The following is a 19853-nucleotide window of genomic DNA, read 5'->3' as shown; positions in this document are numbered from 1 at the left end:
TGCTGCGCTGCGTCAAGGGCGTGCCAAAGGGCGCCGCCCCCCCCGGTGCGCCCTGTGCCATCCGGCGCTACCCTCTCCCCCCCCCCAGCCACGCAGGACCGCCCATGGCCGACACCACCGACGGCGCCGACGACCCTCTCGCGGCCGTGCTTGCAGCGACCGAGGCCGCGCGCCCCGCGCAGGTCTCCGCCGGCGGGTCCGAGGCGCGGGCCCTGGCCAAGGTCGATGCCATGATCGCGCTGCTGCAGGCCGCGATCTGCAATCACCCGCGCTTCGTCGCGCTCGAATCCGCCTGGCGATCGCTGCACCGCCTGGTGGACCAGCAGCAGGACGCACCAGTGCTGGTGAAGCTGCTGCCGCTGACGAAGCGCGAGGCCATCCGCGACCAGCGCGCCGTGCAGGACCCCGAGGACAGCGACCTGGTCGCGCTGCTGTGGCACGAGGGCCTGGGCGCCGGCGCGCCCTTCGGCCTGCTGCTGGCCGACATGGAATTCGGCGCCGAGGCCGAGGAGGTACAGGCCCTGCGCGGCCTGGCCGCCGCCGGCGCCGGCGCCTTCGTGCCGGTGGTCGCGCATGTCGCGCCCGCGCTGCTCGACATCGACGACTGGTCCGCGCTGCCCGGCAAGCGCGACATCGCACGCGTGCACGAAGGCCCGCGCCACATCGCCTGGCGCGGCCTGCGCGACAGCGAGGAGGCGCGCTTCCTCGCCCTGGTCGGCCCGCCGGTGCTGGCCCGCGGCGGCCCCGGCGCGCCGCGCTGGACGGGCGGCGGCTGGGTGCTGGCCGCGCGCATCGCCGCCGCCTTCCGGCGCGAGGGCTGGGCCGCCGCCATCGAGGGCCGCGAGGACGGCACGCAAGCCGACCTGCCGCCGATGGGCAGCGTGCCCACCGCCTGCGACCCCGCGGATGGGCAGGACAAGACGTTGGCCGGCCTCGGCCTGACGCTGCTGGTGCCGCGCGGGGCTGATCGCGCCGCGGTGCTTGGCGCGCCCACGCTGCACAAGCCGTCGCGCTTCCACGCGCCGGCGGCCACCGCCGATGCCGCGCTTGCCGCAGGGCTGCCCTGGGTGCTGGCGACCGGGCGGATCCTGCAGGCGCTGGCGCTGCGCGCGCGATGGGAACTCCAGCGCGGGCGTGGCAACGCGGCGGCAGTGCAGGCGCTGGACGCCTGGCTCGCGACCCTGGTGCGGGAGGAGGGGCCGCTCGCGGCCGCCAGCGCGGAACTGCCCGAACCCGGCGTGGTGGCGGCGCGGCTGCGGGTCAGGCTGCCGCAAGGCACGCCAGCGGCGGCGCACAGGCTGGCGCTCGCGCTGCCCTGATCGTCCCCGGCGCGCGCCGGGGACTTGCCCAGATGTAACAGGAAGGCGCTAAAGTGCAGCGCGTGTTCCGAAAAAAATGGGAGTGACCGCGCATGGCCCCGAAGCTCGCCGCCGAATTCATCGGCACGCTCTGGTTGACACTGGGGGGCTGCGGCTCCGCCGTGCTGGCCGCCGCCTTCCCCGAGGTCGGGATCGGTCTGCTGGGCGTTTCCTTCGCCTTCGGGCTCACGGTGCTGACCATGGCCTATGCGATCGGGCATGTCTCGGGCTGCCACCTGAACCCGGCCGTCACGCTGGGCCTGGTGGCCGGCGGGCGCTTCCCCGCAGCGCAGGCGTTGCCCTACATCTTCGTGCAGGTGCTGGGCGCGATCGCCGGCGCGGGCATCCTGTATGCCATCGCCAGCGGCAAGCCGGGCTTCGAGCTCGGCGGCTTCGCGGCGAACGGCTTCGGTGACCATTCCCCGGGCAAGTTCAGCATGAACGCCGCGCTGATCACCGAGGTGGTGATGACCTTCTTCTTCATCGTCATCATCATGGGCGCCACGCATGGCCGCGCGCCGGCCGGCTTCGCGCCGATCGCGATCGGCCTGGGGCTGACGCTGATCCACCTGATCAGCATCCCGGTGACCAATACCTCGGTGAACCCGGCGCGCAGCACCGGCCCGGCGCTGGTGGTCGGCGGCTGGGCGATCCAGCAGCTCTGGCTGTTCTGGGTGGCGCCGATCGTCGGCGCGGTGATCGCGGGCATCGCCTCGCGCACGCTGTGGCCGAACGACACCACGCCGGTCGAGGGTAAGTGACGGATCGCAGCCCGCTCGCGCAGCGGCTGCTGATGGGCGTGGTGGTCCCGGCCACCAACGTCACGACCGAGGCGGAGATGGATGATCTGCGCCCCCGCGGCGTGATCAACGCCACCGCGCGCATCGCCAACCCGGATGCGCGCGTGGCCGGGGATGCCGATGCGGCGGTGGTCCGCGCGGCCATGGTGGGCGGGCTGATGGGCGCGCTGGACACGTTGGCGCCGGCGCGGCCCGACCATGTCGCGATCGGCGTCATGGTCGAGAATTTCGTCGGCGGCGGTGCTGCCGGCGATGCGCTGCTGGCCGAGGCGCAGGCCCGCATCGGCTGCCCGGTGACGGCGCCGACCCATGCGACCCTGGCGGCGCTGGCGGCGCTGGGCATCGATCGCATCGCGCTGCTGACGCCGTTCTTTCCGGCCGGCGACGCGGCGGCGAAGGCGTTCCTCGAGCAGGCGGGGATCGCGGTGCTGCGCGTGGTCGGCCTGCGCGCGCCTGGCCCGGCGGCGATCGCGCGCGTGCCGCTCGACCGGCTGCGCGATGCGGTGCGGGAACTGGATGGGCCGGATGTCCAGGCGGTGGTGCAGGTCGGCACCAATCTGTCCTTCGCCGGCGTGGCGCTGGCGGCGGAGGCCGAGCTGCGCAAGCCGGTGCTGGCGACCAATCCGGTGACCTATTGGCACGCGCTGCGCTGCGCCGGGATCAACGATCGTGTCGCGGGCGCGGGGCGGCTGTTCGCGGTGGCCTAGGGTCGCGACCGCTCGCCGCGCACGGCGCCCGAGCGGCACGCCCGGCGCCGCCTCACGCCGACGGCGCAGGCCTCAGCTGCCTGCCTCGTCGTCATCCTCGACCATCGCGGCTTCCAGCTGCTCGGTGCTGATCAGCAGGATGCGGCGCGCATCCAGGATCTGCGGCGCCTGGTGACGCAGCGTCTCCCACCGCGCCTCGACGGCGTCGAGCGCGGCGTCGAGGTCGGGAAAGGTCTCGGTCTCGGGTGCGGCCGATGCGGCGCGCCAGCGGAGATGAACGGGGCCTTGCGTGGTCATCGGGTCATCGCTGCATGAGGAATGGGGCGGGCGCCGGCGGTCCGGCACCCGCATGGATAGTCGGGAAGCGGGCCGCTTGGCCAGGGGCTGCGTGCCGGTGGCGCAGGACGCGCGCCGTCTCGTCAGTGCGCCGCGCAGGCGGTAGGAACGCTGCGCGACGCAACAATGGGGGAACGCGGCACATGGCAGGACGCGGCAGGACGGCGCTGGTCACCGGCGCGGGGCGCAATATCGGCCGGGCGGTGGCCCTGGGGCTCGCGCAGGACGGCTTCGACGTGGTGGTCAACGGATCCTCCGACCGCGCCGCCTGCGACCGCGTCGCCGCGGAAGCCCGTGCCCTGGGCGTCGCGGCCGAGGTGGTGATGGGCGATGTCGGCAGCAGCGCGGAATGCGCGCGCATCGCCGCCGCCGCCATCGCGCGCTTCGGCGCGGTGGACGTGCTGGTGAACAACGCCGCGCTGCGCCCGCAGAAGCCCTTCCTGGAGATGACCGAGGAGGAATGGCGCCGGGTCATCGCGGTGGACATGGATGCCGCGGTGTGGCTGGCGCGCGCCTGCCTGCCGGGCATGGTGGCGCGCGGCTGGGGCCGCATCGTGAACTTCACCGGGATGAATGCGATGCACGGCTATGCCGGGCGCGCGCCGGTCAGCGTGGCGAAGCATGGCGTCTGGGGGCTGACCAAGGCGCTGGGCAAGGAATTCGGGCCGAAGGGCATCACCGTCAACGCCATCTCCCCCGGCCCGATCGCCGCGGATGACGAGGTCGGCCAGCCGCTGACGCCGTACCGCCAGGCGATAGTCGCGCGCGTGCCGCTGGGGCGCGAGGGCCTGCCGGCGGAAGTCGCCGCCGTTCTGCGGATGCTGGTGTCCGACGGCGGGGCCTATGTGAACGCGCAGATGCTGCAGGTGAATGGCGGCGGGCAGACGTAGTTTTTTGAGCCCTCAGACGGCGGGCGGCGGGCATCCGCCCGCCTTGCCTTCGCGCCATGCACTGGTGCGTCGGCGGCGGCTGGCAGTCTGGGCGCGGTCGCGCCTTGCGCTCCCGGATCGCGCCGGCGCGCGATCCGACGGGTTGGCGGCCGGTCTCCGTCAGCCGATGCGCTGGATGGTGCCGTCCAGGTCCATCACGGCGGTCACCACCTGCAGGTCGGGCTGGCGGCGCGTGGCTTCGGCCCGGAAGGCGGCCAGCGCCTCGGCATGGGTCGCGGTTTCCTGCGCGCGGGTGGCCAGCGCGGCCTCGCCGAAGGCAAGCTTCGCCGCACCGCAATCGCGATGCGTCACCGCCATGACCTGGCGGATCGCGTGCAGTTGCACGCTCACCGCCAGGTTGTCCCAGAAGGCGGCGTGCCAGGTGGCGAAGCGCGGATGCACCGCGCCGATCGGCCCGCCGGCGATGGTGAACTGGCTGTAGCGGTCGCGCAGCCCATGCGAGGACATCCACAGGAAGCTGCCGGTGGTGAAGCGCGGGTCGATGCAATTCAGCAGCATCGCGTCGTAGTGGCCCGAACCGGCCGACGCGCCGCGCGCGAAGCCGGCCGCGGCCAGCAGGCCGAGCACGGCGCGCCGGCCCGCTGGCGGGAGGCAGCCGCAGCCCGGCGCCTGGTGGTGCTGCGGCGTGGCATCGGTGCAGGTTCGCATGGGGCCCTCGTGATGCGGCGCGGCGACGGCGCCGCGCAGGCATCATGCCGGGTCGTGGCTTAACCCCGCCTTGCCAGGCCGGGACGACCGTCGCGCCCCGCGGGTCGTGCAACCCCACAGGCCGTCCCGCCGCACGCCCTGCGACGCCTGCATCAGTCCGCGGCAGCGACCTCGCCCGCCGCGGCATCGTCCTCGTCCAGCGCCGCCCGGCGATCGACGGTGCAGGTCGCGGCGCGGCGCTGGAGGAAGGCGCTGCGATGCAGGGCGTAGGAATCGAGCGCCTGGGCATCGATCTGCTGCAGTTCCGCATGGAAGCCGGCATAGGTGGTGAACAGGTCGCCGGCGCGCCATCCCAGCACGATGTCCGGCCCGATCGCCTGCGACAGCGCCGCGCCGGTGGCGACCATCGCGCTCGCGTCGCGCAGCGTGGACGGGCCGATCAGCGGCAGCACCAGGTACGGCCCGCTGCCCACCCCCCAGCCGCACAGCACGTCGGCCGGCGCCATCGGCCGGCGCACGAAGCCGAGCGGCGCCGCCGCATCGCTGACGCCACCAAGCCCGAGCGTGGTGTTGATGCCGAAGCGCAAGGCCGCGTTGGCGGCGCGCCCCAGGTCGCCGGCCGCGATCGCGCTGATCGCGGTGATCGGCTCGCCCAGGTTGGCGAAGGCATTGGCGACGCCCTCGCGGACACCGGGCGGGGTGTAGTCGACATAGGCCTCGGCCACCGGCCCCAGCACATGCGCCTGCAGCAGCCGGTTGAGCGCATGGATGCGCCGGTTCACCGGTTCGAGCGGGTCGGGCGCCGCCTGGGCGGGGGCCGCGGCCAGCGCGACGCCCAGGGCGACGAGCAGCAGCAATCCGGTCGAACGAGGCATGCGGTGCACCTTCCGCTGGGCAATGCCCGCCCGGGCCGCATTTTCCGGCCGGACGCAGCCGGGGTGCCGCGCGCTGCACGCCGCCCGCGGCGAATAGTGTATTTTCGGTTAACGCGAAACCGAAATCCACCATGTCGCTCGTCCGGGCGGCACGGCTCCGCGCCGCGCCCCGGCGATGGACGGTCGTGGCGCGCCAGGGTTGCCGCCGGCCCGCGGCCGGCTCGGGCATGGCTTAACCGCTTGGTGAAGCCGGCCATGCCAGCCTGCCGCTCCGATCCCAAGGCCGGCGCCAGCCATGCATGCCCTGCTGTTCCTGCACGACCTGCCCTCCACGCTGGTCTACGGCGTCTTCATGGGCGTGGCGGGCGGCAGCGCGGCGCTGGCCTGCGTGCTGCTCGCGCCGCTGGTGCGGGCGCCCCAGACGAAGGAGACCCTGGATGTCGCGATGCGCACCGGCGGGGCGATCACCGCGGCACTGACCCTGACGCTGGCCTTCTGCGCGGTGCAGGCGCGTGGCCAGATGGCGGATGCGCAGCGCCTGGTGCAGGCAGAAGCCAATGCGATCGCCGGCCTGGCGCGCATGGCGGACCGGCTGGGCCCGCCCGGCCAGGCACTGCTGCCGGCCCTCGCGGCCTACCTGGGCGATGTCGCCGGCACGGAATTCCGCACCATGGCGCGGCAAGGCCGCGACGGTGCCACGCAGGACCATGCGGAGGCCCTGGAGAACGCCGTCTATGTCGCCGCCACGACGCTGTCGGACAGCCTGGCGGCGGACCTGATCGATCAGGCCGACCAGGTCGAGGCGACGCGCGAGGCCCGGCTGCAGGCCGCCAGCGCCGCGCTGCCGATGCAGTTCTGGGTGCTGATCCTGCTGCTGGGCGGGCTGCTGGTGGCGACCGGGCCGCTCTATCCGGCGCGCGTCCATGTGGTGGCCATGCTGGGCATCCAGGCGGCGGCGCTGGGCGCGCTGGTCGCCTTCGTCTTCCTGATGGACCAGCCCTTCCGCGGGCAATTGACCGTCGCGGCCGAACCCTATCGCGCGGTCGAGCGCAGCCTGGCGCATCGCGGCTCGGTGGTGCGCCCGGCGCGGCAGGTCAGCCATTGAGCGCCATCGCCATGCGCCGCGGGCCGCGCCTTGCGGCACTCAGCGGCATGGGCGGGCGCCTCGTGCTGTATCGCGACTGCATCCGCATCGTGCGCCACGGCCCATGGTTCACCGCCGTGAACCTGCTGCATCACGTGGAACGCGAGATCGAGACGACCATCCTGCTGGATCGCCTGGTCGCGGTGCATTTGGTGCGGTCATTGCTGCTGGTGCAGTTCCTGCGCTTCACCTATGCGGGCGCGCCGGTGCCGACCGGCCATTACCTGCGCGACGCCTTCGCCGAGAACGCCTTCCTGTTCTCCCTGGTGGACAACCGGCCGCTGCTGGCGATGAAGGCGCGCATCGTCGATGCCGCGCGGGCGCGCGGCGCGCAGATGTAGCGCCCGCCGTCAGTCAAAGGCATCGCGGATCGTGCGACGGCACGATCCGGGAGCGCACAGCGCGACCGCGCCCAGCCTGTCAGCCGCGCCGGGCGCACCGGTGCACGGCGCGCAAGCCAAGTGGGCGAATGCCGGCGCCCGGCGCCTGAGGGCACACAAAACCACCCAGCGGTGTCACCGCTCGCAACGGATGAACACGGTGCTCGGATGCGCCTGTTCGCCCACATCCACGGCGGGGCGCTCGCCGCTCGGGCTTTCGCGCATCACCGGCGTCACGCCGTTGCGGCGCAGGAAGTCCACCGCCTCGGTCCCCTTCACCGCGAAATTCACGTTCTGCGGGATGTCGCCGGTGCGCTGCGCCACCCGCGCCGCGTTCAGCTTGGACACGATCACGCCGATCACATTGCCCTGGCGGTCCAGCAGCGGCCCGCCGGAATTGCCCTGCTGCACCGGCGCGCTGATCTGGAACTGCGTCGGGTTGTCCTGCAGCCCGGCCAGCGCGCTGACCTCGCCCGTGGTCAGCGTGGGGCCGGAGGACAGCATCCCCGCCAGCGGGAAGCCATAGGTCACCACGCTCTCGCCCCGGCGCACCGGGTTGGCGCGGAAGGCCAGCACCGGGCCGGGGTTGCCGGTGACGCGCACCAGCGCCAGGTCGCGCCGCGCATCGGCGGCCGGCACCTGGCCGGGCAGCGACCGGCCATCCGCCGTGCGCACCAGGATGCGCGCGCAGCCTTCGATGACATGGTGGTTGGTCAGCACCTGCTCGGGCCCCACGACGAAGCCGGTGCCGGTGGACGCGCGGGCATTGGGGTTGGGGCGCTGCCCCGGCCCTGGCGCGGGCCTGGCGCCCGGCGCGGTGCCCGGCCCGGCCGCGACGCCGCCGGGCAGGGGTTCGGGCTTGCGGTCCGGCGCGGCGGGGGCGTTGTCGCGCTGGGCCGTGCGCGGCGGCGGCGGTGCGGGCGGCAGCGCCATCGCCACGGTGCGATCGGCGCAGATGTCGGCGTTGCGGCGGATCACCTCCTGCCCGCCTTCCAGCACCATCCGCAGGTCGAAGCGGCAGCCCGCGCTTTCCGACGGGCGCAAAGCGAAGAAGGCGCCGGGCGCCAGCGGCCCGCGATTGAGCAGGTTGCCGCCCCAGTCCGGCCGGCCGCTGCGCACGGCATGCAGCGCGGTCGCCGGCGTGGGCGTGCGGTTGAACACCCGGAAGGGTTCGCTTTGCGCGAGCGCCGGCGTGGCAGCCAGGCCCGTCAGCAGCGAAGCGAGGATCAGGAGAGGCGCCATCGGCCCCATCATGTCGGCGGCGCCGGCGTGCAAGTCAATCGCGCGCCTGCGCCGGGGGCGTCAGGGGCGGGGTGCGTCCGGGGTGGCGTCCGGCGCCAGGTCGACCGACCGGGTCGGGCAGACATCCGCGCCCTGGCGCAGGATCTCGGTGCCGTTCTGCAGCACCAGGCGCACGTCGAAGCGGCAACCGGCGCCTTCGCCCAGCCGCACCGACAGGAACTGCCCCGGCCCCAGCGGCCCGCGGTTCAGCAGGTTGGCGCTCCAGCTCGACTGCCCGGCGCGCATCACGTGCAGCGCGGTGGCCGGCACCGCGGCGCGGTTGTAGAACCGCACCGGTTCGTTCTGCGCCAGCGCCGGGGTCGTGGCCAGCAGCAATGCGACGGCCGGCAGAGCCAGGCCCATGGCGCGCCTCATGGCCGGTTCCGCCCGGTGCCGGGCGGCGGTGGCGCGGCCGCCGCGGGCGGTGGGGATGCAGGCGCTTCCGGCGCAATCACGGGGTCCGGCACCATCGTCACCACCCGTTCGGCGCAGACATCCACGTCGGTACGCAACGCTTCCCTCCCGTCCCGCAACACCATGCGCACGTCGAAGCGGCAGCCGCCGCCTTCGCCCAGTTGCACCGACAGGAAGGCGCGCGGCGGCAGGAACTGGTTGCCGAGCAGGTTCGCGCCCCAGGCCGATGTGCCGGTGGGCGCGAGGAAAATCCCTGTCGCGGAGATCGTCGCCATGTTCCTCACGCGGATCGGCTGCGACTGCGCCAATGCGGGCGCGACGGACAGCAGCATCGATGCCAGGACCAGGGCGGGCGCGAATCTCATATCTTCCCCATGTCGCGATCCCGGCGGGGTGCTGTCAATCGGCGCGTGACCCATTCCGCCCGCGGGTGGCGGCATCGCTTGACCTTCCCATCATGGGAGGCCCCACATGCAGACCGCCATGCCCGAAGCCCCCTTCGCCGAAACGCGCCTGTCGCTGCCGATCGCCGGCATGACCTGCGCCGCCTGCGCCGTGCGTGTGCAGCGCGCGCTGCTGAAGGTGCCCGGCGTCGCGGCGGCCGAGGTCAATCCCGCCTCGAACCAGGCCGAGGTCACCGGCCGGGCGCCCGTGGCGGCGCTGACCGCGGCGGTGGCGAAGGCCGGCTACCGGGTGCCGGAGGCCGGGATCGACCTGGCGGTGCAGGGCATGACCTGCGCGACCTGCGTGGGGCGGGTGGAACGCGCGCTGGCGGCCGTGCCCGGCGTGCTGGCGGTGCAGGTGAACCTGGCGACGGGGCGGGCGCATCTGCGGGCGCTGGCCGGCACCTCCATGGCTGCGCTGGGTGCCGCGCTGGCGCGCGCCGGCTATCGGCTGGCGGCGGCGGAGCACGGCCCGGCCGACGACCCCGGGGCGGCGCGCGAACGGCGCGACCTGGTGCTGGCGGCGCTGTTGTCCGCGCCCTTCCTGGTTGGCATGGCGGGCATGGCGCTGGGGCGGGACTGGATGCCCGGCGGCTGGTGGCAGGCGGCGCTGGCGACGCCGGTGGTGTTCGGCCTGGGCGCGCGGTTCTGGCGTGCCGGCCTGGCGGCGCTGCGCGCGGGCAGCGGCAACATGGACCAGCTGGTCGCGATCGGCACCGGCGCGGCCTGGGGCCTGTCGATGTTCCTTCTGCTGCGGCATGGCGGCGACCACGCCCACGCGCTGTATTTCGAGGCCGCCGCCGTGGTGGTGTTCTTCGTGCTGCTGGGCCGCTGGCTTGAGGCGCGCGCCAGGCGCGCGACCGGCGCGGCGATCGCGGCGCTGCTCGACCTCGCGCCGCGCACCGCGCGCCGGATCGAGGACGGCGCCGAGCGCGAGGTGCCGGCCGCCGCGATCATGGTCGGCGACCAGGTGGTGGTGCGCCCCGGCGAACGCATCCCGGCCGATGGCCTGGTGCGCGAGGGCCGGTCGGGCGTGGACGAGAGCGCGCTGACCGGCGAGAGCCGCGCGGTCGAGAAGGACCCCGGCGCCGCGGTGTCGACCGGCACCATCGCGCTGGACGGCCGTTTGGTGGTGGATGTCCGCGCGGTCGGCGAGGAGACGGTGCTGGCGCGCGTGGCGGCGCTGGTGGCAGCCGCGCAGGCCTCCCGCGCGCCGGTCCAGAAGCTGGTGGACCGCATCAGCGCGGTGTTCGTGCCGGTGGTGATGGGCGTGGCGCTGCTGACGCTGCTGGGCTGGCTGCTGGTGGGCGCGGGGGCCGAGCAGGCGGTGATCACCGCGGTCTCGGTGCTGGTCATCGCCTGCCCCTGCGCGCTTGGCCTGGCCACGCCGGCGGCGATCATGGCGGGGACGGGGGCGGCGGCGCGGGCCGGCATCCTGGTGCGCGACATGGCCGCGATCGAGCGCGCGCAGGGTGTCACGCTGGTCGCCTTCGACAAGACCGGCACGCTGACCGAGGGCCGGCCGCGCCTGGCGGCACTGCATCCGGCGGCCGGCGTGGCGGCGCCGGAGGCGCTGCGCCTGGTGGCCGCGCTGCAGGCCGGCAGCGAGCATCCGCTGGCGCGGGCGGTGGCCGCGGCGTGGGCGGCGCGGGAGGGTGTCGCCGCTGGCGGCGCGGGAGAAAGTGCCGCTGGCGGCGCGGGAGAAAGTGCCGCTGGCGGCGCGGGAGAAAGTGCCGCTGGCGGCGCGGGAGAAAGTGCCGCTGGCGGCGCGGGAGAAAGTGCCGCTGGCGGCGCGGGCACAGATGCCGCTCGCGGCGCGCGTGCAGCCGGGGGCATCGCCCACCCCGCATCCGGGGCGGCGCCGCACCCGCCGGCCGCGCCGGAACGCGATGCGGCGCCGCCCGCCGCGCTGGACTTCCGCGCCTTGCCGGGGCGTGGCGTCGAGGGCGTGGTCGATGGCCGCCGGCTGGCGCTCGGCAGCCCGCGCCTGCTGGCCGAACGGGGCGCGACCGCCGGCGCGCTCGATGCCGCCGCGGCCACCGAAGCCTCCGCCGGGCGCAGCCTCGCCTGGCTGATCGAGGGCGACCGCGCGCTGGCCGTGCTCGCCTTCGAGGACGCGCCCAGGCCCGGCGCCGCCGACGCCATCGCCGCGCTGCATGCCGCCGGCCTGCGCACCGCGATGCTCAGCGGCGACCTGCGCGCGGCGGCCGCGGGCGTCGCTGCGCAGCTCGGCATCGACGACGTCGCGGCCGAGGTGCTGCCGGCCGACAAGGCCGCGCGCATCGCCGCCTGGCAGGCCGGCGGGCATCGCGTCGCGATGGTGGGCGATGGCGTCAACGATGCGCCGGCGCTGGCGCAGGCCGACCTTGGCATCGCCATGGGCACCGGCACGGATGTGGCGATCGCCGCCGCCGGCATCACGCTGCTGCGCGGCGACCCCGCCCTGGTGCCCGCGGCCATCGAGGTCGCGCGCCGCACGCAGGCGAAGATCCGGCAGAACCTGGCCTGGGCCTTCGGCTACAACGTGGTGGGGCTGCCGCTGGCGGCGGCGGGGATGCTGTCGCCGGTGGTGGCCGGGGCGGCGATGGCGCTGTCGTCGGTCAGCGTGCTGGCCAGCGCCTTGTGGCTGGCGCGCTGGCGCCCGCGGGGGGTGCCCCGGTGAACATCGGCGATGCGGCGGCGTCCTCGGGCGTGTCGGCCAAGATGATCCGGCACTACGAATCGATCGGGCTGCTCAGCGCGGCGCGCAGCGCCAATGGCTACCGCGTGTATGCGGAACGCGACGTCGCGGTGCTGCGCTTCATCCGCCATGCCCGCGACCTCGGCTTTCCGCTCGAGGATGTGCGCCGGCTGCTGGGGCTGTGGCACGACCGGCAGCGCGCCAGCGCCGAGGTGAAGAAACTTGCGCTGGCGCATGTCGCCGCGCTGGAAACCAAGGCACGATCGCTCGATGCCATGGCGGCCAGCCTGCGCCACCTGGCGGCGAACTGCCACGGCGACGGGCGGCCCGACTGCCCCATCCTCGACGACCTCGCACGAAAGGAATGACGCCCATGGAAAAGCCCGTTGCCGCCACCATCACCCTGAAGGTCGCGGGCATGTCCTGCAGCCATTGCGCGCAGGCGGTGACCGCCGCGATCGAATCGAAGGACCCGACGGCGAAGGTGGCGATCGATGTCGCCGCCGGCACGGTGAAGGCGGAGACGATCCTGCCGCGCCACGTGGTCTCGATGGCGGTCGAGGAGGAAGGCTACGAGGTGCAGGCGTAGCGTTCAGTTGCTGCCGCCATCCACCACGAAGTGCTGCGCCGTGACCATGGCGCTGTCGTCGGCCGCGAGCCACAGCACCATGCGCGCGATGTCATCGGGCATCACCGCGCCCTTCAGGCACTGGTTCGCCTGGCTGCGGGCCTCGGCCTCCGGCGTCAGCCACAGCGCCTTCTGGCGTTCCGTATGCACCCAGCCGGGCACCACCTCGTTCACCCGGATGCGGTCGGGGCCGAGGTCGCGCGCCAGGCCGCGCGTGAGGCCGCGCACCGCCGCCTTCGCGGCCGTATAGGCCGGCATCCCGCCGGCGCGGTTCATCCAGGAGATCGAGCCGAGGTTGATGATCGACCCGCCGCCGGCGCGGCGCATCATCGGCACCACCGCCTGGGCGCAGAAGAACTGGTGGCGCAGGTTGGTCGCCATGCGTTCGTCCCAGTAGTCAGGTTCCACGGATTCCAGCGCGTGGCGATCGTCGCGCGCGGCGTTGTTCACCAGCACCGTGATGTCGCCGAGCTGCGTGCCCACCCGCGCCACCGCCGCGCGGAGTGCGGCGATGTCGCGCAGGTCGCAGGCCAGGAAGGTGGCGCCGGTCGCCGCGGCCACCTGCGCGCCGGCATCCGCGTCGAAATCGAGGAACGCCACGCGCGACCGCTGCTGCGCGAAGCGCGCCACCATCTGCGCGCCGATGCCCGAGGCGCCGCCGGTGACGAGCACGCCGCGCCCCGCGAGGCTCGGATAGATTGCGAAACGGTCATCCATGGCGTCATCCCCCTTGCCGGCGCTGAGATTGACACTTCGCGACGCAGGCGGCGACCATCAGTCCCGGGAGACCCAACAACAGGAGAGGCTATCACCATGTTCAAACGAGGCCTGGCGGCCGCGTTCGCCGTGCTTTGCGCCGCCGGTGGCGCGCTGGCGCAATCCAACATCCCGAGCCCGACGCTCGATGCCATCCGCGCGCGCGGCCAGCTCAATTGCGGCATCCATCCGGGTGTCGCCGGCTTCGCGCTGCCCGACAGCCGCGGCGAGTGGCAGGGCTTCGACGTCGAGCTGTGCCGGGGCCTCGCGGTCGCCATCCTGAACGACGCGTCGAAGGTGCGCTTCGTGCCGCTGTCCTCCTCCACGCGCTTCACCGCGCTGGGGTCGGGCGAGATCGACGTGCTGTTCCGCACCTCCACCCAGACCATGCTGCGCGACACCACGCTCGGCCTGCGCCACGTCACGACGTATTTCTTCGACGGGCACGGCTTTATGGTGCGCGCCAATGCCGGCGTGACCCGCGTGCGCGACATGGCGGGCGCGACCATCTGCCTGATCCAGGGCACCACCAATGAACAGGTCACGGCGGATTACTTCCGCTCGGTCAGCGTGGCCTTCCAGCCGGTGGTCTTCGAGCGTACCGACCAGGCCGCCGCGGCGCTGGCGGCCGGGCGCTGCGACAGCTTCGGCACCGACGCCTCGCAGCTGGCCGGCGTGCGCGCCGCCATGCCCAACCCGGCAGACTGGACCGTGCTGCCGGAGCGCTTCAGCAAGGAACCCTACGCCGCCTACATCCGCCGCGGCGACGACAACTGGCACGACATCGTCCGCTGGTACACCACCGCCGTGATCGAGGCCGAGGAACAGGGCGTCACCCGCGCCAATGCCGAGGAGATGCGCCGCACCAGCGTCAACCCGAATACGCGCCGGCTGCTGGGCGTGACACCCGAACTCGGCCAGTCGCTGAAGCTGGATCCGGCCTGGGCCTACAACGTGATCCGCGCCATCGGCAACTATGGCGAGATCTATGATCGCACGATGGGGCCGAACACGCCGGTCGCGCTGCCGCGCGGCCCGAACAACCTGCACACCAATGGCGGGCTGATCTACGCCCTGCCGATGCGTTGACCACGCTGGCCGGGGGTCACGTCCCCCGGCCAGCGCGCGGCGTGGGGCGCCAATCCGGCGCCGCCAGCTCGAACCCCGCGAAGTCGAAGGCGGGGCAGACCGTGCAGCCCACCAGCGTCCAGCGGCCGAGCGACACCGCCGATTGCCACCACCCCTTCGGCACCATGGCGAACAGCCGCTGATGCCGCGACAGGTCGGGCCCCAGATGCACCGCCTGCGCATCATGCCCATCCGCCGACATCGACAGCGCGAGCGGTCCGCCGGCATGCCAGTGCCAGCCCTCCGCCGCATCCACGCGATGCCAGTGGCTGAACTCGTCCGCCGCCAGCAGGAACAGGATCGCGGTGCCCGCGCCGCGCGACCCGTCCGCCGGCGCATCGCGCCAGGTCTCGCGGTAATGCCCGCCTTCCGGGTGCGGCTTCAGGTCCAGCGCGGCGATGACCTGCGCGGCCGTCACCGACGGGTCGCGCAGATCCACCATCAGCCGACCGGCACGGTGCGCGACAGCGGCGGCAGCTTCGACACCTCGGCGAACCAGGCGGCCAGCTTCGGATGCGCCTCGCGCCAGGGTTCCGCCGCGAAGCGGAAATCCAGGTAGCCCAGCGCGCAACCCACCGCGATCGCGCCGATATCACCGAGGCCGACGGGCGGCTGCGCCTCCAGCACGCCCAGCGCACGATCGACCGCCGCCTTCTGCCGCGCGTCGAAGGCGCGGCGCCCGTCATCCTGCGGATGGGGCATGTTGAGCCGCCGCGCCACCGCGGCATCCAGGATGCCATCGGCCGCCGCGTGCATGATCTGCGCGCGCAGCCGCGCCGCGCTGCCGGTCGGCGGGAACAGCGCGGGCGCATCGCCCAGCGTGTCGAGGTATTCGCAGATCACAGGGCTGTCGTAGATGGCGGTGCCGTCGTCGGCGACCAGCGCGGGCACCTTCGACAGCGGGTTGCTGGCCAGCAATTCGGCCGGCGAGACATGCGGGTTGGTCGCCACCGTCGTGATCTGCCCGTCGATGCCGCGCGCGATGGCGCAGGCCATCACCTTGCGGACATAGGGGCTGGCGGGGGAATGGTGCAGCTTCATGGGCGGTCGGTCCTCAGCGGAAATTGTCCTTGGCGGCGCGGATGCGCGCCAGCGTCGCGACATCCCCCGCGCGCAGGAAGGGGTTGGTGTCGCATTCCTCGCCGATCGTGGTCGGCAGGGTGGGCTTGCCCTCGGCGCGCTGGCGCGCGACCTCGGCGGCGCGGGCCTTCAGCGCGCCATTGTCGGGATCGATGCTGAGCGCGAAGCGGGCATTGCTCTCGGTGTATTCGTGGCCGCAGCACACCAGGGTTTCCGGCGGCAGGGCGGCCAGCGCGGCCAGGCTGTCGAACATCTCGGCCGCGGTGCCCTCCAGCAGCCGCCCGCAGCCCAGCGAGAACAGCGTGTCGCCGCACAGCAGGATGGCGCTCTCGGGCAGGTGGAAGGCGATGTGGCCGCGGGTATGCCCGTCGCTCGCGAGCACCTCCACCGCCAGGCCGAACAGGTCGAAGCTGTCGCCCGGCTTCACCGCCAGGTCGAGATGCGGCAGCCGTTGCTGGTCCGCCGCCGCGCCAACCACCTTGCAGCCGTGGCGCTTCACGAGGTCGGCCACGCCGGCCACGTGGTCGCCGTGATGGTGGGTCAGCAGGATGGTGTCGATCCTGCCGCCCAGCGCCTCGGCCGCGGCGATGACCGGATCGGCCTCGCCGGGATCGCAGACCGCGAGGCGGCCATCGGCGGCGCGCAGCAGCCAGGCATAGTTGTCCGACAGGCAGGCCACCGGCGTCACGGTCAGGGGCATGGGGAAGTCCTCCGGCGGGGCGGGCCATCCCAACCTGGCCCGCGCCGCCCTATATCCACTGCATGGGCGGCGAGGTCCACGGGCTCGGAACATTCTACGCATCGGCGCAGGGCGCCGCGGCGGGGCGGCTGGTCGCGCAGCGGCTGCGGCGCGCCTGGCCGCGGCTGCCCGGGCAGGCGGTGCTGGGCATCGGCCATGCCGGCCCGTACCTGGAGCTGTGGCGGGACGAGGCATCGCGCTGCATCGCCTTGTCGCCGGCACAGCTCGGCCTGCCCGCCGGCCATCCGGCCGGCGCCGTGGTGGCGGAGGAGGATGCGCTGCCCTTCCCCGACCTGTCCTTCGACCGCATCCTGCTGGTCCATGGGCTGGAGATGGCCGAGAGCGCGCGCCGCCTGCTGCGCGAGGCCTGGCGCGTGCTGAAGGATGACGGGCGCCTGCTGGTGGTCGCGCCCAACCGGCGCGGCCTGTGGGCGCATTCCGAGCACACGCCCTTCGGCCACGGGCAGCCCTATTCGCCCGGCCAGGTGTCGCGGCTGCTCGAACGCCACATGTTCCATGTGGAACGACGCGATTCGGCGCTGTTCACGCCGCCCTGGGGGCCGTTCCTGCGCGCCGGCGCGGGGTGGGAAAGGCTGGGCCATGCGGTGTGTCCGTCGCGCTACGCCGGGCTCGCGATCGTGGAGGCGGTGAAGGACCTGCTCTCGGCGACGCCGGCCGGGGCGGTCGCGCTGGGCCGGCGCGTGCTGGCGCGGGCATGACGCCACCCCCTTGCCGCCGTCCCGCCCCCCTGCGATGGACAGGCATCGCCCGACGGAGACGAAGCCCATGACCCCCGCCCAGAAGACCGCCCTCGAGGGCGTCTGCACCGCCACGCTGACCACCGTGCTGCTCAAGAAGGGCGTGCGGTTCTGCTACATCGCGGGCTCGCGCCCGATCGTGCCGGGCACGGCGAAGCGCATCGTCGGCCCGGCCTTCACGCTGCGCTTCACGCCCACGCGCGAGGACCTGGCCACGGTCGATTCCTGGTCCTCCCCGCGCTCGACCCGCGCGGCGATCGAGGAGATGCCCGAAGGCTGCGTCGCCGTGGCCGACGCCATGGCCAGCACGGCGGCCGGCATCTTCGGCGACATCCTGTGCGCGCGCATGGCCAAGAAGGGCGTCGCCGGCCTGGTGACCGACGGCGTGCTGCGCGACGGCGCCGGCGTGATCGGCACCGGCCTGCCGGTGTTCTGCCAGGGCTACGTCGCGCCCGCTTCCGTCGCCGCGCTGAACTTCGTCGGCTGGCAGGAGACCATCGGCTGCGGCGGCGTCACCGTGATCCCGGGCGACATCATCGTGGCCGACCAGGACGGCGCGGTGGTGATCCCGGCGGCCATGCTGGATGCCGTGGTGGAGGCCGCGGTCGAGCAGGAACGCCTGGAAGCCTGGATCATGACCGAGGTCGAGCGCGGCGTGCCGCTGCCCGGCCTCTATCCGCCCAATGCCGAGACCAAGGCGCGCTACGAAGCTACGCGCAAGTGATGGCCCGGCGCGCGCGGTGCCATGCCGCGCGCGCCGCCTATTCCAGCACCACGCGCGAGGGCGTGACGACCACGCCGTTCGACCGCCCGCCGGTGCCGAAGGTCTCGATCCGCGTGGCGTATCCCTGCGCGGCCACCATGCCGGTCGCGATGTCGATCGCCATGCGCCCGAAGATCGCCACGCGCGCCTCCGATTCGCCGCCGCGCAGCCGGCCCGCCAGTTCCACCGCGCAGCGCGTCACGACCACGGGGCGCCCGCCCAGCGCCGCCGTGCCCTCGGGCCGGCAGGTGCCGCCGCGCGCCGACCCGCTGATCGACAGGGAAAAATCCTCACGCGGGGCGATGCGCCGGCGCTCCAGGCTGAGCGTCGCGAACTGGTCGCGCCAGGCAGCCACCAGCCCGTCGCGCGCGGCATCGGCCGGCGCGGGGCTGCCGTCGGCGCGCAGCGCGGCGAATTCCGCGACGCGCCCATCGCTGCCGCGCAGCGCCGAGATCCGCAGCCCCAGCTGGTCCTGCACCAGCACCAGGCGCATGCCATCGGCTTCCGGGCGTGCCTCGGCCACGGCCAGGCAGTCGCGCTGCGGCGGCCGGCCGGGCCGCGTGGCCTGCTCGCGGCACAGCCGGCGCCAGGGCCCCCAGGCGGTGCCGCCGATCGCCACCGGGGCGCTCAGCGGGCGCACCTGGCCGTCCAGCGCCAGCGCGGGCGCCGCGGCGCGCCAATCGCCCGGCTGCGCCGCGGCCGGCGCCGCCATCACCAGCAGGGCGGCCACGAGCGATGCCCCGCGCCACCCCGCCCGGCGCGCGCGCATCGCATGTTGGTGAGGACCCCTCACCGTCGGGCCAACCGGCCGCCATCTGCGTGTCGCATGTCCTGCCCAGCCATCGATGTCCTCGCCCCACCCTATCGCGCGCCCACCCGGCGCGGCTAGAACGGCAGCATGAGCGGCAATGGCATGGATGCGGTGCGCGAGGGCCTGGCGCGGGGCCTCGCGCGGTTCCTGGCGCCCGCGCGCCTGCCCGATGGCTATGCGCCTGCCTTCGCCATGGTGCCGCGCGGGCAGGTCTTCGACCTGGCGGCCAATGCCGCGGCGGCCGAGGCACTGGCGCATCCGCTGCTGGGCGGTGCCGAGGGCGCGCTCGACCTGCTGCTGTCCTTCCAGGGCGAGGGCCGCGCGCCCCGCGCACTCGGCCCCGCGCGCGTGACGGTCGAGGACGAGGCGCCGCAGGCCTTCGACATCCGCACCCCGCACCATCGCTTCACCGGCAACCTGCGGCGCGGCGAGATCGCGCAGCGCCTGCATGGCGAGGACGGCCCGCCCGCCATCCTGCATGGCGGCAACCTGGTCGAGTTCACCTGGCGCGGCCGCAAGCACTGCCTGGATGTCGAGGACGCGATCGACACCGTGGGCATCACGCCCCAGCCCGGCGGCGTGGTGTTGTTCCACGAAAGCCTGGTGGTCGGCCGCGGTCGCTTCGCGCGCGGCGCGGCTCGGCAGCTCGCGCGGCTGCGCTACGCCTATGACCTGCGCGCCGACAGCCCGGTCGTGACGCTGACCGTCACGCTGACCACGCTGCCGGGCATCGTGCTGGACCGCGTGCGCATCACCACCGCCTGCGACGGCATGAGCGACCAGGGCTTCGCCATGCTGGAGCTGGGCGATGGTGCCGAGGCCCGGCGGATCGACAGCCCGGCCGGCAGCAATGTCACGGTGCAGGATGGCCCGGTCGCCGCCTTCGGCGCGGTGCAGGGCTGCGCCGCGCAGCAGGCGCTGTCACTGGCGATCCGGCCGGTGGGGGCCGCGCCGCTGCTCAGCGTCAAGGCGAGCGGCACCGAACCGCGCCGCCTGCATTGGCTGCTGGCGCGCTATGCCACCGCGCGGCTCGGCGCAGGGCAGGCGCTGGTGGCGCGGGAGGACCGGCTGGTGCTGCGCGGCCTGGCGGCGCCGCTGGCCGTGCCGCGCGGCGCCGATGCCGCGAGCGCGGCGCCGGCCGGCGCGATGGCGCTGGCCTTCGCGACCCATGCCC

The 19853-nt window shown here is 73.9% G+C and carries 24 protein-coding genes; 13 read left to right on the top strand and 11 right to left on the bottom strand.

What is annotated here, in order from left to right; genetic code table 11:
• Nucleotides 1-104 precede the first annotated feature (104 nt).
• The 3 genes from LQ222_RS21400 (at nt 105) to LQ222_RS21390 (ending at nt 2865) form a co-directional block, all read left to right on the top strand.
• Nucleotides 105-1319 (top strand): type VI secretion system contractile sheath domain-containing protein, encoded by a 1215-nt coding sequence (locus LQ222_RS21400; RefSeq protein ID WP_230168882.1) that lies wholly within the window; start codon nt 105-107, stop codon nt 1317-1319.
• Nucleotides 1320-1411: 92 nt separating this feature from the next.
• Entirely contained in the window at nt 1412-2119 is a 708-nt protein-coding gene (gene aqpZ, locus LQ222_RS21395) for an aquaporin Z (RefSeq protein ID WP_230168881.1), read from the top strand.
• Entirely contained in the window at nt 2116-2865 is a 750-nt protein-coding gene (locus LQ222_RS21390) for an arylmalonate decarboxylase (RefSeq protein WP_230168880.1), read from the top strand. Before aqpZ ends, LQ222_RS21390 begins: the two co-directional genes overlap by 4 nt.
• 72 nt (nt 2866-2937) lie before the next feature.
• On the opposite strand, the gene LQ222_RS21385 is transcribed toward LQ222_RS21390, so the two are convergent.
• Entirely contained in the window at nt 2938-3162 is a 225-nt protein-coding gene (locus tag LQ222_RS21385; RefSeq protein WP_230168879.1) for a hypothetical protein, read from the bottom strand.
• A gap of 182 nt (nt 3163-3344) precedes the next feature.
• Here LQ222_RS21385 and LQ222_RS21380 point away from each other — a divergent pair, with 182 nt between their 5' ends.
• On the top strand, nt 3345-4091 hold the full coding sequence (locus LQ222_RS21380) for an SDR family NAD(P)-dependent oxidoreductase (RefSeq protein WP_230168878.1): 747 nt from the start codon (nt 3345-3347) through the stop codon (nt 4089-4091).
• Between the two features lie 159 nt (nt 4092-4250).
• Here LQ222_RS21380 and LQ222_RS21375 read toward each other — a convergent pair whose 3' ends face one another.
• Nucleotides 4251-4799, bottom strand: a complete 549-nt coding sequence (locus tag LQ222_RS21375; protein ID WP_230168877.1) for a hypothetical protein — start codon at nt 4797-4799, stop codon at nt 4251-4253.
• Nucleotides 4800-4951: 152 nt separating this feature from the next.
• The gene (locus tag LQ222_RS21370) at nt 4952-5674 is read right to left on the bottom strand and encodes a VacJ family lipoprotein (RefSeq protein WP_230168876.1); all 723 of its coding nucleotides are present in this window, start codon (nt 5672-5674) and stop codon (nt 4952-4954) included.
• 295 nt (nt 5675-5969) lie between these two features.
• Here LQ222_RS21370 and LQ222_RS21365 point away from each other — a divergent pair, with 295 nt between their 5' ends.
• Together LQ222_RS21365 and LQ222_RS21360 are read left to right on the top strand one after the other, a co-directional pair.
• Nucleotides 5970-6779, top strand: a complete 810-nt coding sequence (locus LQ222_RS21365; RefSeq protein ID WP_230168875.1) for a hypothetical protein — start codon at nt 5970-5972, stop codon at nt 6777-6779.
• The gene (locus tag LQ222_RS21360; protein ID WP_230168874.1) at nt 6776-7159 is read left to right on the top strand and encodes a hypothetical protein; all 384 of its coding nucleotides are present in this window, start codon (nt 6776-6778) and stop codon (nt 7157-7159) included. The genes LQ222_RS21365 and LQ222_RS21360 overlap by 4 nt, the downstream gene beginning before the upstream one ends.
• A gap of 174 nt (nt 7160-7333) precedes the next feature.
• Here LQ222_RS21360 and LQ222_RS21355 read toward each other — a convergent pair whose 3' ends face one another.
• The 3 genes from LQ222_RS21355 to LQ222_RS21345 are packed head-to-tail and all read right to left on the bottom strand — an operon-like array spanning nt 7334 to nt 9333.
• Nucleotides 7334-8440, bottom strand: coding sequence for a S1C family serine protease (locus LQ222_RS21355; protein ID WP_230168873.1), 1107 nt, complete (start codon nt 8438-8440; stop codon nt 7334-7336).
• 60 nt (nt 8441-8500) lie between these two features.
• Nucleotides 8501-8842 (bottom strand): hypothetical protein, encoded by a 342-nt coding sequence (locus LQ222_RS21350; RefSeq protein ID WP_230168872.1) that lies wholly within the window; start codon nt 8840-8842, stop codon nt 8501-8503.
• A gap of 8 nt (nt 8843-8850) precedes the next feature.
• Nucleotides 8851-9333, bottom strand: coding sequence for a hypothetical protein (locus LQ222_RS21345; RefSeq protein ID WP_230168871.1), 483 nt, complete (start codon nt 9331-9333; stop codon nt 8851-8853).
• A gap of 31 nt (nt 9334-9364) precedes the next feature.
• Between LQ222_RS21345 and LQ222_RS21330 the strand changes: the two genes are divergently transcribed.
• From LQ222_RS21330 to LQ222_RS21320, 3 genes are read left to right on the top strand one after another with little or no spacing between them, the layout of a single operon-like run.
• Entirely contained in the window at nt 9365-11998 is a 2634-nt protein-coding gene (locus tag LQ222_RS21330) for a heavy metal translocating P-type ATPase (protein WP_305800033.1), read from the top strand.
• Nucleotides 11995-12384, top strand: coding sequence for a Cu(I)-responsive transcriptional regulator (gene cueR, locus LQ222_RS21325; RefSeq protein ID WP_230168870.1), 390 nt, complete (start codon nt 11995-11997; stop codon nt 12382-12384). Before LQ222_RS21330 ends, cueR begins: the two co-directional genes overlap by 4 nt.
• A 5-nt stretch (nt 12385-12389) precedes the next feature.
• A complete protein-coding gene (locus tag LQ222_RS21320; protein ID WP_230168869.1) occupies nt 12390-12605 on the top strand; it encodes a heavy-metal-associated domain-containing protein in 216 nt (71 codons plus the stop codon).
• Nucleotides 12606-12608: 3 nt separating this feature from the next.
• Here LQ222_RS21320 and LQ222_RS21315 read toward each other — a convergent pair whose 3' ends face one another.
• Complete coding sequence (locus LQ222_RS21315; RefSeq protein ID WP_230168868.1) at nt 12609-13361, bottom strand: SDR family NAD(P)-dependent oxidoreductase; 753 nt, start codon at nt 13359-13361, stop codon at nt 12609-12611.
• Nucleotides 13362-13457: 96 nt separating this feature from the next.
• Here LQ222_RS21315 and LQ222_RS21310 point away from each other — a divergent pair, with 96 nt between their 5' ends.
• A complete protein-coding gene (locus tag LQ222_RS21310; RefSeq protein WP_230168867.1) occupies nt 13458-14489 on the top strand; it encodes an amino acid ABC transporter substrate-binding protein in 1032 nt (343 codons plus the stop codon).
• A 16-nt stretch (nt 14490-14505) separates the two neighbouring features.
• On the opposite strand, the gene LQ222_RS21305 is transcribed toward LQ222_RS21310, so the two are convergent.
• Genes LQ222_RS21305 through gloB form a run of 3 tightly spaced genes read right to left on the bottom strand, consistent with a single transcriptional unit; the run spans nt 14506 to nt 16308 of the window.
• Nucleotides 14506-14970 (bottom strand): cupin domain-containing protein, encoded by a 465-nt coding sequence (locus LQ222_RS21305; protein WP_230168866.1) that lies wholly within the window; start codon nt 14968-14970, stop codon nt 14506-14508.
• Complete coding sequence (locus LQ222_RS21300) at nt 14970-15569, bottom strand: glutathione S-transferase family protein (RefSeq protein WP_230168865.1); 600 nt, start codon at nt 15567-15569, stop codon at nt 14970-14972. The genes LQ222_RS21305 and LQ222_RS21300 overlap by 1 nt, the downstream gene beginning before the upstream one ends.
• A 13-nt stretch (nt 15570-15582) precedes the next feature.
• A complete protein-coding gene (gloB, locus tag LQ222_RS21295; protein ID WP_230168864.1) occupies nt 15583-16308 on the bottom strand; it encodes a hydroxyacylglutathione hydrolase in 726 nt (241 codons plus the stop codon).
• Between the two features lie 62 nt (nt 16309-16370).
• Between gloB and LQ222_RS21290 the strand changes: the two genes are divergently transcribed.
• Entirely contained in the window at nt 16371-17066 is a 696-nt protein-coding gene (locus LQ222_RS21290) for a class I SAM-dependent methyltransferase (RefSeq protein WP_230168863.1), read from the top strand.
• 67 nt (nt 17067-17133) lie between these two features.
• Nucleotides 17134-17829 carry a ribonuclease activity regulator RraA gene (locus LQ222_RS21285; RefSeq protein ID WP_230168862.1) on the top strand — a complete coding sequence of 232 codons (696 nt, stop codon included), beginning with the start codon at nt 17134-17136 and terminating at the stop codon, nt 17827-17829.
• 37 nt (nt 17830-17866) lie between these two features.
• Here the strand turns inward: LQ222_RS21285 and LQ222_RS21280 are convergent, their stop codons facing one another.
• Nucleotides 17867-18598, bottom strand: a complete 732-nt coding sequence (locus LQ222_RS21280) for a hypothetical protein (protein WP_230168861.1) — start codon at nt 18596-18598, stop codon at nt 17867-17869.
• A gap of 168 nt (nt 18599-18766) precedes the next feature.
• On the opposite strand from LQ222_RS21280, the gene LQ222_RS21275 reads away from it, so the two are divergent.
• The coding region (locus LQ222_RS21275; RefSeq protein WP_230168860.1) for a hypothetical protein at nt 18767-19853 on the top strand (1087 nt) is incomplete at its 3' end.

Origin of the sequence: Roseomonas sp. CECT 9278 (genome assembly GCF_918698155.1) — a bacterium.
Lineage (GTDB): Bacteria > Pseudomonadota > Alphaproteobacteria > Acetobacterales > Acetobacteraceae > Neoroseomonas.
The sequence above is the reverse complement of the archived record's forward strand: the minus strand, read 5'-3'. Positions and strand labels throughout refer to the sequence as shown.